This window comes from Bifidobacterium bifidum ATCC 29521 = JCM 1255 = DSM 20456 (genome assembly GCF_001025135.1).
Classification (GTDB): domain Bacteria; phylum Actinomycetota; class Actinomycetes; order Actinomycetales; family Bifidobacteriaceae; genus Bifidobacterium; species Bifidobacterium bifidum.
The window spans coordinates 1,301,413-1,316,093 of sequence record NZ_AP012323.1; the positions used below are offsets into that span (position 1 = coordinate 1,301,413).

General features: G+C 64.2%; 14 protein-coding genes and 2 tRNA genes. 4 read left to right on the forward strand and 12 right to left on the reverse strand.

All coding sequences use genetic code 11. The features are described 5' to 3' along the window. Window positions 1-144 precede the first annotated feature (144 nt). Together BBBF_RS05510 and BBBF_RS05515 are read right to left on the reverse strand one after the other, a co-directional pair. Window positions 145-549, reverse strand: coding sequence for a pyridoxamine 5'-phosphate oxidase family protein (locus tag BBBF_RS05510; RefSeq protein WP_021648500.1), 405 nt, complete (start codon window positions 547-549; stop codon window positions 145-147). 127 nt (window positions 550-676) lie between these two features. Then, window positions 677-1,570, reverse strand: coding sequence for a DUF1287 domain-containing protein (locus tag BBBF_RS05515; protein WP_033510116.1), 894 nt, complete (start codon window positions 1,568-1,570; stop codon window positions 677-679). Between the two features lie 251 nt (window positions 1,571-1,821). Here BBBF_RS05515 and BBBF_RS05520 point away from each other — a divergent pair, with 251 nt between their 5' ends. The 3 genes from BBBF_RS05520 to BBBF_RS05530 all read left to right on the forward strand — a co-directional run bounded on the left by BBBF_RS05520 (window position 1,822) and on the right by BBBF_RS05530 (window position 4,244). Continuing rightward, window positions 1,822-2,517 carry a nitroreductase family protein gene (locus BBBF_RS05520; protein WP_003813444.1) on the forward strand — a complete coding sequence of 232 codons (696 nt, stop codon included), beginning with the start codon at window positions 1,822-1,824 and terminating at the stop codon, window positions 2,515-2,517. A gap of 136 nt (window positions 2,518-2,653) precedes the next feature. Beyond that, window positions 2,654-3,880: a hypothetical protein gene (locus tag BBBF_RS05525; protein ID WP_021648502.1), complete on the forward strand. Its 1,227-nt coding sequence runs from the start codon at window positions 2,654-2,656 to the stop codon at window positions 3,878-3,880. A 291-nt stretch (window positions 3,881-4,171) separates the two neighbouring features. Beyond that, window positions 4,172-4,244: transfer RNA gene (locus tag BBBF_RS05530), tRNA-Ala, on the forward strand. Between the two features lie 319 nt (window positions 4,245-4,563). Here BBBF_RS05530 and BBBF_RS05535 read toward each other — a convergent pair. The 10 genes from BBBF_RS05535 to BBBF_RS05580 form a co-directional block, all read right to left on the reverse strand. After that, window positions 4,564-5,826: an alpha-amylase family protein gene (locus BBBF_RS05535; protein WP_003818123.1), complete on the reverse strand. Its 1,263-nt coding sequence runs from the start codon at window positions 5,824-5,826 to the stop codon at window positions 4,564-4,566. Between the two features lie 60 nt (window positions 5,827-5,886). Continuing rightward, on the reverse strand, window positions 5,887-6,330 hold the full coding sequence (locus tag BBBF_RS05540; RefSeq protein ID WP_003813451.1) for a PH domain-containing protein: 444 nt from the start codon (window positions 6,328-6,330) through the stop codon (window positions 5,887-5,889). 136 nt (window positions 6,331-6,466) lie between these two features. Then, on the reverse strand, window positions 6,467-7,162 hold the full coding sequence (locus tag BBBF_RS05545) for a histidine phosphatase family protein (RefSeq protein WP_003818120.1): 696 nt from the start codon (window positions 7,160-7,162) through the stop codon (window positions 6,467-6,469). Between the two features lie 19 nt (window positions 7,163-7,181). After that, window positions 7,182-7,619, reverse strand: coding sequence for a ribosome silencing factor (gene rsfS / locus BBBF_RS05550; RefSeq protein ID WP_003821338.1), 438 nt, complete (start codon window positions 7,617-7,619; stop codon window positions 7,182-7,184). Window positions 7,620-7,623: 4 nt separating this feature from the next. After that, complete coding sequence (gene glmU, locus BBBF_RS05555; protein WP_021648505.1) at window positions 7,624-9,006, reverse strand: bifunctional UDP-N-acetylglucosamine diphosphorylase/glucosamine-1-phosphate N-acetyltransferase GlmU; 1,383 nt, start codon at window positions 9,004-9,006, stop codon at window positions 7,624-7,626. A gap of 77 nt (window positions 9,007-9,083) precedes the next feature. Continuing rightward, a tRNA-Gln gene (locus BBBF_RS05560) sits at window positions 9,084-9,154 on the reverse strand. 61 nt (window positions 9,155-9,215) lie between these two features. Beyond that, complete coding sequence (locus tag BBBF_RS05565; protein WP_013390004.1) at window positions 9,216-10,238, reverse strand: ribose-phosphate diphosphokinase; 1,023 nt, start codon at window positions 10,236-10,238, stop codon at window positions 9,216-9,218. 134 nt (window positions 10,239-10,372) lie between these two features. Beyond that, window positions 10,373-11,035, reverse strand: a complete 663-nt coding sequence (gene nadD, locus BBBF_RS05570) for a nicotinate-nucleotide adenylyltransferase (protein ID WP_229029705.1) — start codon at window positions 11,033-11,035, stop codon at window positions 10,373-10,375. A 92-nt stretch (window positions 11,036-11,127) separates the two neighbouring features. Continuing rightward, window positions 11,128-11,679 (reverse strand): hypothetical protein, encoded by a 552-nt coding sequence (locus BBBF_RS05575; RefSeq protein ID WP_021648508.1) that lies wholly within the window; start codon window positions 11,677-11,679, stop codon window positions 11,128-11,130. Then, window positions 11,676-12,974, reverse strand: coding sequence for a glutamate-5-semialdehyde dehydrogenase (locus BBBF_RS05580; RefSeq protein WP_021648509.1), 1,299 nt, complete (start codon window positions 12,972-12,974; stop codon window positions 11,676-11,678). The genes BBBF_RS05575 and BBBF_RS05580 overlap by 4 nt, the downstream gene beginning before the upstream one ends. A gap of 195 nt (window positions 12,975-13,169) precedes the next feature. On the opposite strand from BBBF_RS05580, the gene thrC reads away from it, so the two are divergent. Beyond that, window positions 13,170-14,657, forward strand: coding sequence for a threonine synthase (thrC, locus tag BBBF_RS05585; protein ID WP_021648510.1), 1,488 nt, complete (start codon window positions 13,170-13,172; stop codon window positions 14,655-14,657). Window positions 14,658-14,681 lie beyond the last annotated feature (24 nt).

The window sequence follows — 14,681 nt, forward strand, 5'->3', positions numbered from 1 at the left end:
CTGCCGGCCGCAGCCGACAGCGTTGCACGAAAGCCGGTATCGAAAGACCAGAAAGGCGCGGTTCGGGCATGCATCGCCCGAACCGCGCCTTTCTGGTCACATGCCGGTCATCGGTTCTCGCCGACGACCGGCACCTGTCGACGGTCAGTCCTTGTCGATGGTCTTGCCTGCGGTGGCGCCGGAGGACAGGTCCTGGATCTCGGTGATCTCAAGCACCGGGATGGCGGCGGGCTTCTTGGTGCCCTTCTCCTCGGCGACCTTGACCTGAGCGTCATAGATGTCGTCGTCGGTGTGCAGGGTCACGGTGCCGCGGAAGCGGTAGCCCTTCTTCTCGGCCAGGTTGGCGACGGCGACGACCAGCGGGCCGCCGTCCTGCAGGTTGCGGTAGTGCTGGCCGGCGGTGCGCTCGTGGTAGGCGAGGTGGTTGTCGTCGAGCACGAACATCGACATCTTCGGGCCGAGATCGAGGTTGCCGTCCTTGTCGACGGTGGTGATCCACGCGAGGTTGTTTTCGATGAACGTCTTCATGTCGGCGGTGAGCGTTGCCATAGTGCACGATCCTTTCGTTTGGTGATGGTCACACTGGTTATTCCACATATCAGCCTACTTCAAACGCCTGTGGCCTCATAGCGAAATCAGCCGACTGTGAATAATCTCACCTGCGCCGCGCGGCGTCTCAGCCCTTCCACGCGCGCAACACGGATTTCGGCACGCGAGACGCGTCCCAGCGGTAGTGGCCGGTGACGCCCATGCGGCGCGAGAACGCAAGATAATCGTTCTCACGCCGCTGCTGATTCATATTGTGCAGCACGTAGGAGAACCCGTCAGCGTCCCGCTTGTCGGAGATCACGCCGATATGCTTGACACGGTCGAACACGACGATGTCGCCCTGCTGCCATTGCGCATGATCGTTGACATCGTTGGTGAGGGTGATTCCGTATTTGCCGAAGAACACGTCGAGCACCCCGGTACGGCGAAAGTCGATGTTGGGGTCGGGTTTGGCGGCCACCGACGAATAGGACGCGCGGTCCGCGGCGATGTCCGCATCGACCATGGCCTTGAGGTCGTATCCCGCGTTCCGGAAGGCGCGCCACACCACATCGACGCAGGCGCCGCGGTCGGCGGGCGGGTATCCGCCCTGGTAGTAGCCGTCGTCGTATGCCGGGTGCGCCAGCGCATCCTTGCGGGCCCCGCGCATGATGTCCGTATAGTCGTCCACACCGTTGCCGTTGAAATCCACCGGGCTGGTCAACACGGGATACCTGCGCCGCGACACGTCGGGCGGCATCACCGTCGTGTCGGGCTCTCGCGTGTGCGAGTACATGGACGAGGCCTTCACGCCGAACGCCTTCACCCCGCTGATGATGCCGTCGCGGCGCGACCATAGCCATGAACCCGCCAAAACAGCGGACACGATCAGGAGCGCCACCATCGCGGCGGCCACCGCGCGGCCAACCGCGCGACTGGCCTTGCGTCCATCATCGCGACCGTCCTCTCGGCCTTCCTCGCGGCCGTTTCCGCCGCTTCCGCCCGCGGCATTCCCGTTCGAAACACGATATCGCCGAATCATAATCGTTCCGCCCTCCATAGTCGTGCGTCCCGCATATCCCGCGCCCGGCGTCGCGGGCGGATGGCCGCGCGCGGCCCCCGGCCCGGGAATCCGGGCAAACGACGGACGACACGATGCACGCAGGCCCGCGCCGTGGCTAGGATATTGGATGGAATATGTTGGGTGAAGCCACCGTCCTCATCGCGACCCGTCATCGTCTTCATTATGGACGGCGTCGAGCGGCAGCGCAAGCCTGTATAAGGAGAATATGTATGAACATCGTCGAGGCAATGGAGCGGCGCCACGCGGTCCGCGATTTCAGCGACCGGCCCATCGATGACGATACGCTTCGCGCGTTGAATGAGGCCGTGGACGCGGCGAACGCCGACGGCGGGCTCGACGTCCAGCTGGTGCAGGACGACACGGATGCGTTCGGGGGATGCCCGACCCATTATGGTCGCTTCAAGAACGTCCGCTATTGCATCGCCCTGATCGGCTCCGACGACGAGGACCCGGCACAGCTGGACCGCAAGGTCGGCTATTACGGCGAGCGCCTTGCCCTGACGGCGACGCAGCTGGGGATGGGCTCAAGTTGGGTGGTGTTGCACGAGACACACGACCATGACGGACGCTGGCGGCTAGGCGAGGGCGAGCGCATGCCCGCCGCCCTGGCCTTGGGGTATGGCAACAGACCGGGCCGGGCACATCGCAGCAAGCCTTTGGAAGAGCTCGGGGCCGTGGAGAACGGCGACCTCTCCGGCGCTCCGGATTGGTTCCTGTCGGGGCTTCGCGCGGTGGCGCTGGCTCCGAGCGCATTGGGTAAGCAGCCGGTGCGCTTCACCCTGCTGGAGGACGGCAAGACGGTTCTCGCGCAGCCTTTGGAGGGCGTTCAGGCCGATATCTGCCTGGGCATCGCACGGTATCATTTCGAGGTCGGCTCCGGCCATACTGATATCGTCGTCCGCTGATTCGACCGGGCCGGCATGGCCGTTCTCCCGAATCAGTCGCACGATTGTGCAGATTCAGCTATAACCGTGTGATTTTTCAGCATTTTTCGCCGCAAGATAAGTCAAGTTCGAGAAGGAACCGCTAGCGTCGTTCAACATGAAGAACTTTTTCAAGGGAATTTCGCTGTCGTCTATCGCGGCAGGCGCGTTGGCGGCGGTCACCTCGTTCCTGTTATCGGCGAAAATCGGCATCGCCGGTTCGGTGATCGGCGTGGCGATCGGTTCGATTGTGTCGGCGGTCTCGTCACAGATCTATCAGAACGTACTGCACGAATCCGGCCGGAAACTGCAGGATGTCGCGGGGACGACGGGCGACGAGGACGACGGCGCTACGGAGACGGCGGCTGATACGGATACAACCGCTTCCACCGACGCCAATGCGCAGGACCATACAGCGATCATCGCCAATCCGGTGGCGCTGCCGGCCCCCGCATCACGCGAGCTCGGTCACGGTCCGCGGACCATCGCCTCGGACGCCGCACGGCGGCTGTCGCACGGCGATGAGACGCAACTGATCGGCAACGCCCCGGTGGATGCCGATGCGACAATTGCGAGCGGGAGCTCCCCCGTGCCGGCGCCACCGTCCTCGGCCCGCGCCGCCACGCCAAGCGGCATGCGCACGTCCGCCCGGCCTGCCGCAGCCAGATTCACGGCCTCCAGGTCCGCTACCTTCAGGTCAGAGGCCGATCGGGCGAAGCGCAACAAGCGCACCGCCATCATCGTCGCCGTCGTCAGCGCCCTGGTGGCGGTAGGCGCGACCGCCGGCGTCATCCTCGCCATCACCCAAGGTCAGGGAACCGATACTGTGGTCCGCGACTGGGTGCGCCAGTCGAACACCCCGACCGAACCCAAGCAGCAGGCACCGCAGGACGACACGACCGACGGCAACAGCGACACCAAGGATTCGACAACGAAGGACGGCACCGATTCGACCGGCAAGGGCTCGACTGGCGACAGCAACAGCTCGACCAACAGTGGCAATGGATCGACCGATTCCACTCAGGGTAACGGTTCTGACTCCTCCTCGTCGAACGGGTCTTCCAGCTCCAACGGATCAAACGGCTCGAACGGGAGCAACGGCTCCGACTCCACCGGAACCGGCAACGGAAACTCCTCAGGCTCCGACTCCTCCGGGTCGGGCTCAGGCAGCAACGGAACCGGCAACGGATCGGGCCACTCCGGCTCCGACGGAGCAAGCTCCAACTCCGGTTCCAATGGTTCCGGTTCCGACTCCGGCTCCTCGTCGAGCGGGTCGTCGTCGGGATCCGGATCGGGTCCTTCCTCCGGTGGCGGCTCCACCGGCACCGGCAAGTCCGGCAACTAGGCGTGACATCAAGCAGTCCACTCGTATCCGGCCGCTTATCCCGCGGAAGTCCCACCAGAACAGCCGCATATGGGACTTTCGCCGGATAAGCGGCCCACCGGCCACGTTCCCCACACCCATATGTCGCCCCTTATCCGATGAAAGTCCCATTTAGCCGTCCTCAGATGGGACTTTGGGCGGGTGAGACGGATGACGCGGGTGACGGAGGCTGTACGACACGCCCAGTTTGGTTTTCATACCGACTTGAGGTAAATTATCAATCGGCTCAAAAAGCAGCTGATAAATGAATTTGGGGCTATGGCGCAGCTGGTAGCGCATCTCCATGGCATGGAGAGGGTCAGGGGTTCGAATCCCCTTAGCTCCACAGATTGGAACCGGTCGATTTCGACCGGTTTTTTCGTTTACGCACGCTCTCCGGCAGGCAACCAAAAGAAAACGCTCCGCTTTCTCGCTTTCGAGGGGTTGATTCCACACTCAAGGAACATCTATCTGCGTTTCAGGGGGTTGCCAGATTGCGATATCCGGAGTATTCCGGCCGGATTGCCATTGAAGTCATGCGGTTCCTGAAGCTTGGATACTTGGCCGGCAACCCCTTGAAACGCAGATAGATGTTTCAGCGTCACCGAATCAACCCCTCGAAAGCGAGATAGGCATCCATTCACCGAGGAATCGGCGGATGACCGTCAGTCGCCGTGCTGCACGCGCATGAGCACCGTGCCGTCCGAGCCGCTGACGACCGCATGAGGTGCCGGGTCGAGCGACAGCTCGACATGCAAACGTTCTCCGCCATGGCCGACCGCATCATAGGCGTACCGCCTGTTGTCGACCGTCACCGGCGTCGTCATGGCGTGGGTGAGCCACGGATTGCGCCTGCGGATGCCGATCAGCCCTTGGATCAGGCGATACATCCACTCCCCCGTGCCAGGCAAATCATCCGGCGATGCGGGGAACGCCGGCCGCACCGCGTCATCGCCGCCCATGCGGTCCTCCTTGACGCCGCGAAACGCCTGCTCGTCGCCGTAATAGATGCTCGGCACGCCGCCGACGGTGAACAGCACGGTCATCGCAAGGGAGGCTCCGGCATCTCCTACACGACTGGCAATGCGTGTCACGTCATGGTTGCCGACGAACGTCTGCGGCGCGAACGACTCCAGAAACTCATTGTGCCGTTTGAGGCTCCAATCCAGTTCATAGAAGTTCGCGGATTCGAGCGAACTCCAAATCGCCTTCCACAGCTCGTACTGGGTGAGTGAATCCATGCCGGATTGCCGGACAATCGCGGGGTAATCGCCATGAATCACCTCGCCCATGATCCACACGTCGGGGAATTCGCGCCGCACGGCGGGCAGAACACGCGTCCAGAACGCCGGCGACACGGCGTAGGCGGCGTCCAGCCGCCATGCGGAGGCTCCACGCCGCAGCCAATGCAACATCACATCGGTGACGAGCCGCACGACCTCTTCCGAGTCATGATTGAGTTCCGGCAGTTCGGGGTGCCCCTCGAACCGGCGATAGTCCACTCCCCCGCCTGCATTTCGCGTGATGTGGAACATCGACTCGTGGCCGTGGCCGGCGAGCGCGTCCCTAAAAGCCGGGAACGAGCGCCCAACATGGTTGAACACGCCGTCGAGCATCACGCGGATGCCCCGGCTACGGCATGCATCGATCAGCCTGTCGAACGCGGCGTCATCGCCGAGCCGAGAATCGATGCGATAGTAGTCGACCGTGTCGTACCCGTGGGTCTCGGACGCGAACACCGGCCCCAGCAGTAGGCCGTTCGCGCCCATGTCGATGAGATAGTCAAGCCACGGGATGATGGCGTCGAGTCGTGGCGTCAACGCCCGCTCGCCCTCGTTGGACGGGCGTATCGGGGCGCCGGTGAATCCCAGCGGATACACCTGCCACCAGATGGTCGTGTCGTTGACGCTCATGCCATAGCCGCTCATCGCATTCTCCTCATCCGGCACACCCGTTCCCGTTTCCCGTGACCGGGTGTGCCGCAGCGATCATCTGGCCGGGAAATCCGGGTATCCGTCCCCGTCGAGGTCGGGTCCGTCCGGGCCGCCGTAGTAGCCGTCGCCGGTGCCCATGAACTCGCGGGTGCTGACGCGGTTGACATTGCGGGCGGCATCCACCGCGTGCTGCAGTTCCTTGCGCACGGCGAAACCGTCGATGATGTTCTTCAGCACGATCTTGCCGCCGGTGGACTGGTCCATCGCGTCGATGAGAATCGTGCTCAAGCCGAAGATGCGCTGCAGCAGCGTGCGCGAGATCGTGATGTCGACGATGCGGAACAGCTTGACGGTGTCGAAGCTCTGATGCAGCAGACCGCTCTGCGTGGCCAGCTCGTCGGCCGTCAGAGTGTACGTGGTGAACGTGAACGGGGTGCGGCACCAGTTGCGCTTGCGCTGCGTCCAGATGATGTCGCCGTCTGCGATGTTCTTGGCCATGATCGGTCTCCTCCTGCTGTCGATGACGGTATGCTCCCATCGTAGCCCGTCATTCGGGACGCGATGTGTCCTCTGCCAGCGTACAGGGAACGGCGGATAGAGGGACGGACGGGGAGAACGCAGCATCAGGAGCCTGCTATAGGGCCGGATGCTCCCACTGGTCGGTGTCGGCGAGCGCCGGACCATGATTGTAGTCGACGAGCCGCCACCGCAACGTGCCGTCGGGCATGTCGGCTGCGACGAACCGCACCCAGTGCGCGTTGGCCATGCTGACCACGTCGGCGAAATCGGGGTGGATAGCCCCCAATCCCAGCACGGTCTGCACGGTCTGCGCGATCCATGAGCCATGCGAGAACACGTACAGATCCGTGTCGGCTCCGGCGCTGAACGACCATTCCTCCAATGCCGCGCGGCCTCGCTCGCCGACGGCGGCCTTCGTCTCGGCACCATGCCGCAGTTCGCCGCCGCGATATTCCGCCCATGCACGGTAGTCCTCAGGGCATTCGCGCTCCAGTTCGGCCAGCTCCTTGCCTTCCCATTCGCCGAAGTTGCGCTCCCGCACGCGGGCATCGGGGTGCACGACCAGTCCGAGCGGGTCGGCGAAGGCGTGCGCCGTGGCCATGGCACGACTCAGGTCGGATGCCACGACGAGCTGCCGGCGTTCCGGGTGCGATTCGACGTATAGGGAGCGCAGTGCCTGCGCGGTCTGCCTGACCTGCCATTCGCCGATCTCATCCAAGGGGATGTCAATCTGCCCCTGGAAGCAATGCCGGGCGTTGTATGAGGTGCGCCCATGCCGTATCAGCGTGATGGAGCGGACGTGCTCCGGCATCGCCTGCGGCGAGGAGACGTCACTCATCAGCTTCGCCGGCATCGTCACCGTCACTGCCGTTGTCGGCGGATTCGTCGCCCGTCGTCTCGGGGTGTTCGAGAGGCAGCTCGACGACGGGGCAGTCACGCCACAGCCGTTCGAGGCGATAGTACTCTCGCGCGTCCTGATGCATGATGTGGATGATGAAATCGCCGTAGTCCAGCAGCACCCACTGTCCTTCGTCGACGCCTTCGCGCGAGCGCGGGGACAGATGCCCGCACTTGAGGTACACGTCCTTCTCGACCTCTTCCGCGACGCCGATCACCTGGCGCTCGTTCATGGCGGTGGCGACCATCATGATGTCGGTGATGGCGAGCAGGTCGCTGACATCGAACGCCTCGATGTCGGCGGCTTTCATGCGGTCGGCCGCGACTGCGGCGACGCGCACGGCATCAATGGAACTCTGGACTGCTGTCACTGGATCAACGCTCCCAAGCGGGCTTCCAGCCCTCGACGATGTGTTGTGTGTTTTCGGAATAGACCATCGAATCGTCCGGCACGGCGTGGCGGACGACCGAACCGGCACCGGTGGTGACGCCGTCGCCGACCTCAACCGGCGCGACGAACAGGTTGCCGGCGCCGACGTGCACGTTCGAGCCGATGTGCGTGCGGTTCTTGTGCACGCCGTCATAGTTGGCGGTGATCGTGCCACCGCCGATGTTGGTGTGCTCGCCGAGTTCGGCGTCGCCCACATAACTCAGATGCGGCACCTTGGTGCCGTTGCCGATGTGCGCCTTCTTCATCTCGACGAACGCGCCGGCCTTGGTCTCCTCGCCCAGCTCGTTGCCCGGCCGCATGTAGGTCCACGGGCCGATGTTCGCGGCACGCCCGATATGCGAGCCCTGCACGCGGGAGCGTTCGACGACGGCCTCGGCGTCCACGGTCGCGTCGATCAACGTTGTGTATGGGCCCACGACCGCGTTCTGACCGATCACGGTGTGGCCTTTGAGGAACGATCCGGGCAGCACGGTCACGTCCTGCGCGAGTTCGACGTCGTCTTCGATCCACGTGGTGTCGGGGTCGAGGATCGTCACGCCGTTGAGCATCCAGTGCTCGCATACGCGACGGTTGTGCGCCTTCGACAGCGCGGCGAGCTGCAGGCGGTCGTTCACGCCTTCGACGCTCAGCGGGTCGGGCGCGGCGAACGCCCCGACCGTGCCGCGCGTCTTCGCGGTCTCCAGCGCGTCGGTGAGATAGAACTCGCCCTGCGCGTTGTGGTTGTCGAGGTTCGCGATGGCCTCGGCAAGCAGGTCGGCGTCGAACACGTACACGGACGTGTTCACCTCCTGCACCGCGAGTTCGCTCCGGTTGGCGTCCTTCTGCTCGACGATGCGCAGCACGTGGCCGTCACGGTCGCGGATGATGCGGCCGTATCCGGTCGGGTTGTCGAGGATCGTGGTCAGCACGGTGGCGCCGTCGCCGCTCTGCTCGTGGAACGCCACGAGCTTCTTCAACGTGACGGAGTCGAGCAGTGGCATGTCGGACGCGGCGATCAGCACCGAGCCATGCAGGTTGCGTTCCTGGGTCAGCTGCGCCATCGCGCACTGGACCGCGCGGCCGGTGCCGGGGATGTCGTCCTGGTTGACGATGTCGACGTTCGCATCGTAGGACCGTGCCGCCTCGGAGACGCGGTCGGCCTGATAGTGCACGACGACGGCCAGCGTCTCGGGCTCCAGATGTCCGACTGATGTCATGACGCGCTGGAGGAAGGTCTTACCCGCGAATTCGTGCAGGACCTTCGGCTTGGACGAACGCATGCGTGTTCCCTCACCTGCGGCGAGGATGATTGCGGCGGATAGTGCCATTTCTGTGCGACTCCAGTTCTCTGCCGACTGCAGGATTGCTGCCCGGCCGCGGATTGCCGCGGAACCGGGCGCGAAAGTTCCCCCACCTGGACTCGAACCAAGACAAAGGGTTCCAAAGACCCGTGTGCTGCCATTACACCATGGGGGAATGGCGGTGAACCCGCCAAGTTTTTATTATGCCATACCTCGCGACTTCGTCAAATCGAAGCTCATGCGAACAGGAAGCCCTGCCCGTGGTGCTCGGGGTACGTGTCGAAGAGCTCCGCGACGGAACCGTCCTCGAACACCGCGCGGATGGCGCTGGCGAGCAGAGGCGCGATCGACAGCACGGTCAGGCCGTCCCAGCGCTTCTCTTCGGGAATCGGCACCGTGTCGGTGAGCACGATCTCGCTGGCGCCGCAGTTCTTGAGACGGTCCACGGCCGGACCGGACAGCACGCCGTGCGTAGCGACCACGGTCACGGACTTGGCGCCCGCGTCACGCAGCACGTGGCAGGCTCCGGCGATGGTGCCGGCGGTGTCGATCAGGTCGTCGACGAGCACGCAGTCCTTGCCCTTGACATCGCCGACCACACGGTTGGCGACCGCCTTGTTCGGGCGCGTGATGTCACGCGTCTTGTGCACGAAGGCGAGCGGGCCGCCGCCGAGGCGTTGCGCCCACTGCTCGGCCACGCGGATGCGGCCGGCATCCGGGGAGACGACCGCGACATTGCCCAGCTCGTTGGAGAACCGATCGCGGATGTAGTCCACCAGCACCGGCATAGCGATCAGGTGGTCGACCGGGCCGTCGAAGAAGCCCTGGGACTGCGCGGCGTGCAGGTCGACGCTCATGATGCGGTCGGCACCGGCGGTCTTGAGCAGGTCGAAGATCAGACGGCAGGAGATGGGCTCGCGTCCGCGATGCTTCTTGTCCTGACGGGAGTAGCCCAGCAGCGGGCATACCGCGGTGATGGAACGCGCGGAGGCACGCTTCAACGCATCGATCATGATGAGCTGTTCCATTATCGACTTGTTGACCAGATCCGCGTGGGTCTGCAGCACGAACACGTCCGCGCCGCGCACCGATTCGGTGTAGCGCACGTACATCTCGCCGTTGGCGAAATCGTATGCGGTGGTCTCCAGTATGTCGATGCCAAGCTGTTCGGCGACGTCCGAGGCAAGCTTCGGATGCGTACGGCCGGTCACGAGGATGAGGTTTTTATCGGGCTTTCCTTCGAGGATTGCACTCACCATGTCTCCAAACGTTTGTGTTTCGCTGAAGTGGACAATGTCATAGTAACCGTGCACACCGACCGCATGTCACATGCAGGCCAGCCCCGGTTCATGTTCCGTTAGCGTTCCCGGCACGACTCGCCGGCGTGTCCCGGTCAGCCGGAACGCCTGCGGTACAGGCCGTGCTTGCCGATGTACTGCACGACACCGTCAGGGACGAGGTACCATACCGGCTCGCCGTGCGTCGCGCGCCGGCGCACATCGGTGGAGGATATGGCCAGCGCCGGGATCTCCAGCGTGTCCACCTTGCCGTCGGGCAGCCGCACCCCCTGTGGCGACGAGTAGCCGGGCCGTGTGACCGCTACGAAATGCGCCAGATCCCACATCTGTTCGGCGTCCTTCCACTCCATGATCTCCGCCACCGCGTCGGCACCGGTGATGAAGAACAGCTCGGCGTCGGGATGCTGCGAGCGCAGGTCGCGCAACGTATCGATGGTGTAGGTGACGCCCGGCCGGTCGATGTCGACGCGGGACACGGTGAATTTCGGGTTCGACGCGGTGGCGATCACCGTCATCAGATAACGGTCCTCGGCGTTGGTGACCTGCTTGTCGAGCTTGAAGACCGGCCGGCCGGTCGGCACGAAAATCACCTCGTCGAGGTCATACACCCAGGCCACCTCCGAGGCGGCGACCAAGTGGCCGTTGTGGATCGGGTCGAAGGTTCCGCCCATGATGCCGACGCGCGGGCGCATGTGCCAGTTGCCGCGCGTGGAGAACCGCTTGGCTCCGTCCGGTTTTTCAGATGACAGGTCCGACATGCGGCGCTCCGGCTCAACGAGATATTGGATTTCGGGCGAGGGGTCGGCTTCTGCGGCCAATGGGCTTGCCTCCTGCGGCGGCCTTCGCGTCGTCATGCCTCCGAGACCTCCGGCTGGCTGTCCGCCTCGTCCGTCTCGCGCTTGCCCTGGTCCGCGGTGGTGTTGGCCTCCTGCGGGTCGATCTTGCCCATGTCCTCGTCCCATTCGTCCTGCACGACGCGGCGGATCTCGGCGAACGTGGGCAGGGGGAAGCCGGGCTGGTACAACCTGCGCACTTCGGCGACGCGCTCGGTGATACGGATCAGCGTGTCGGTCATGCCGTCGATGTCGCCCTTGCGTTCCATGGCGCTGAAGCGGCGGATGTACTGCTCCATCATGCCCATCTGTTCGCGCACCGTCTTCAGCTTCGCCGCGTCCAGTTCCACGACTTCCGGGGAGTCGGTCTCCGGCCAGCCGATGAGCACGGCGTCGGCATATTCCAGCGATGCCCGCTGGCTGGCCGAGGCGATGCCATCCTCGATCTGCACCAGGAACACGTAGCGGACGATGCTGAGCCGTTCCGCGGCAATCTTCAGGCCCAATGTCTGGTCGTTGAGATCGATATCGTCCCGGATGGTGGAAATCACCGGTCGTTCCTCGCTCATGCTCGCACCTGCCCCGTTCCGTAGCCGATCCATTTCGTGGTGGTCATCTCTTTGAGTCCCATCGGGCCGCGGGCGTGCATCTTCTGCGTGGAGATGCCGAGCTCCGCGCCGAAGCCGAACACCCCTCCGTCGGTGAAACGGGTGGAGGCGTTGACCATGACGACGGCCGAGTCGATGCGCTTGGCGAACGTTTCTATCGCGGAGTAGTCCTCGGAGATGATCGACTCGGTGTGGCCGGTGGAATGCATGTTGATGCTGTCGATGGCCTCGTCGAGCGAATCGACGATCTTGACCCCCATGGTGAGCGCCAGATATTCGGTGTCCCAATCCTGGTCCGTGGCGTGCTTCATGGCGAGGCTTGGGATGCCGGCCGCCTCGATGATGGCGAACGCCCGCTCGTCGGCGTGCAGCTCGACACCCTTGTCGGCGAGCGCCTTCGCCGCGGCCGGCAGGAACCGTTCGGCCACGTCACGGTGGACCAGCAGCTTTTCGGCGGCGTTGCATACGCCGACGCGCTGCGTCTTCGCGTTGATGATGATGGGGATCGCCTTGTCGAGGTCGCCGCTGCGGTCGACATAGATATGGACGTTGCCGGCTCCGGTCTCGATGACCGGCACTTTGGAATTGCGTACGACGGCCTGGATGAGTCCGGCTCCGCCGCGCGGGATCAGCACGTCGATGTGGCCGCGTGCCTCCATCATCGCCGTGGCGCCCTCGCGTCCGTATTCATCGACGGTGTCGATCAGCGACGGGTCGAATCCGTTCGCGACGAGCACGTCGTGGATCACCGCCAGTGTCGCCGCGTTCGTGCGCTCTGCGTCGTGCCCTCCGCGCAGTATGGCGGCGTTGCCGGATTTGAGGCACAGGCTGGCCACATCCACGGTCACGTTCGGCCGGGCTTCGTAGATCATGCCGATAACGCCGATGGGCACGTGCACCTGATTGAGCCGCAGCCCGTTCTCCAGCGTGTATCCGCGCTCGATCTCGCCGACCGGATCGGGCAGCGAGGCCACGTGGCGAACGCCTTCGGCGCTGGCGGCGATGCGCGGCTCGTCGAACCGGAGACGGTCGAGCTTCCCGGCGTCCATGCCGCGAGCGGCTGCGGCCTGCATGTCCTGCCCGTTGGCGGCGGCAATGGTCGAGGCATCGGCGTCCAGCGCATCGGCGATCGCGTGCAGCAGGGCGTTTTTCACCTGGGTGTCGGCCTGCGCCAGATCAGATTGGGCGCGTGCGGCGGCGTCGGCTTTCGCGCAGACGCCGGAGAACACCTCGCCGTTCAATTCATCTTTCGTCATAAAGCCCAGAATAACGCAGATTGCGAGCTTTGCGGGGCATTCGTGTCATCATGTCAATATGGGGGCACGTGTCCTGCGGCCGCGACGCACGCCGGGGTCCATGCCAGTATGCGGTACCCGCCGCCGCCATGCCCACGCCTGACGGTAGACTTGAGCCGAACTTCATCCCATTCAGCAGCAACGCAAGGATTACCAGTGACCACGTTCCACAGCACGCGCAGCACCACCGACTCACTTACCTCCAAGCAGGCCATCCGCAAGGGCATCGCCGACGACGGCGGCCTGTTCGTGACCGATTCCCTGGGCGAGACGAAGGTGGACATCGCTTCCCTGACAGGCAAGCCGTATCAGCAGATCGCCGCCGAGGTGCTCGGTGCGCTGCTGCCGGACTTCACCGAGGCCGAGCTCGCGCAGTGCATCGCCGACGCTTACGGCGAGCAGTGGTCCGACAGGCGCATCACGCCCCTGAAGCCGCTCGGCGACGACTACATCCTCGAACTGTTCAACGGCCCGACCTCCGCGTTCAAGGACGTTGCGCTGCAGATCCTCCCCCGTTTCATGGCGCACACGACGCCGGCGGACGGCGACACCGACGAGAAGATCATGATCCTGACCGCCACATCCGGCGACACCGGCAAGGCCGCGCTGGCCGGATTCGCAGACGCGCCCGGCACCGCGATCACCGTCTTCTACCCGCAGGGCAAGGTGAGCCAGGTTCAGGAGCTGCAGATGAGCACGCAGGCCGGCGCGAACGTGAACGTGTGCGCGGTCGAGGGCAACTTCGACGACGCGCAGTCCGCCGTCAAGCGCATCTTCGGCGACAAGGAGCTCGCCGCGAAGCTCGCCGCCGACTCGCACGTCGTGCTCTCCTCTGCGAACTCCATCAACGTGGGCCGTCTCGTACCGCAGGTCGTCTACTACTTCTCCGCTTACGCGCAGCTGCTGGAGAACCAAGTCATCAACGTGGGCGACGAGGTCGAGTTCGTCGTTCCGACCGGCAACTTCGGCGACATCCTCGCCGGCTACTACGCGAAGATGCTCGGTCTGCCGGTCAAGCACCTCGTGGTCGCCTCCGACAAGAACAACGTGCTGTTCGACTTCCTGACCACCGGCACGTACAACCGTCAGCGTCCGTTCTTCCAGACGATCAGCCCGTCGATGGACATCCTCATCTCCTCGAACCTGGAGCGCATGCTGTACTACATGTCCGAGGGCGACACCCGTCTGATCTCCATGCTGATGAATGACCTCAGCCAGTGGGGCACGTACGAGGTTCCGGAGCCGCTGCTCGCGAAGATCCGCCATCTGTTCGGCTGCGGCTGGGCCGACGAGGACCAGGTGCGTGAGATGATCGCCGACTGCTGGAAGAAGAACCGCTACGTGATCGACCCGCACACGGCGTGCGCGTACTTCGTGGCTCAGCAAATGCCGCGCGACCCGTTGACCCCGCGCGTGATCCTGTCGACTGCGAGCCCCTACAAGTTCCCGCGCGTGGTCAACGAGGCACTGGGCCTGGATGCCGACGGCACCGATTTCGAATGCATGGATGTGCTGTCTCGCGAGACCGGCACCACCGCTCCGGCCGCCCTGCATGGACTTGAGACCGCCGATGTACGTTTCAAGGACGTCGTGCCCATCGACGGCATGGAGGATTACGTCGAAAAGGCCGCCCAAGCGCTGTAACAGCTCAGCCCGCCAGCAGGGGCA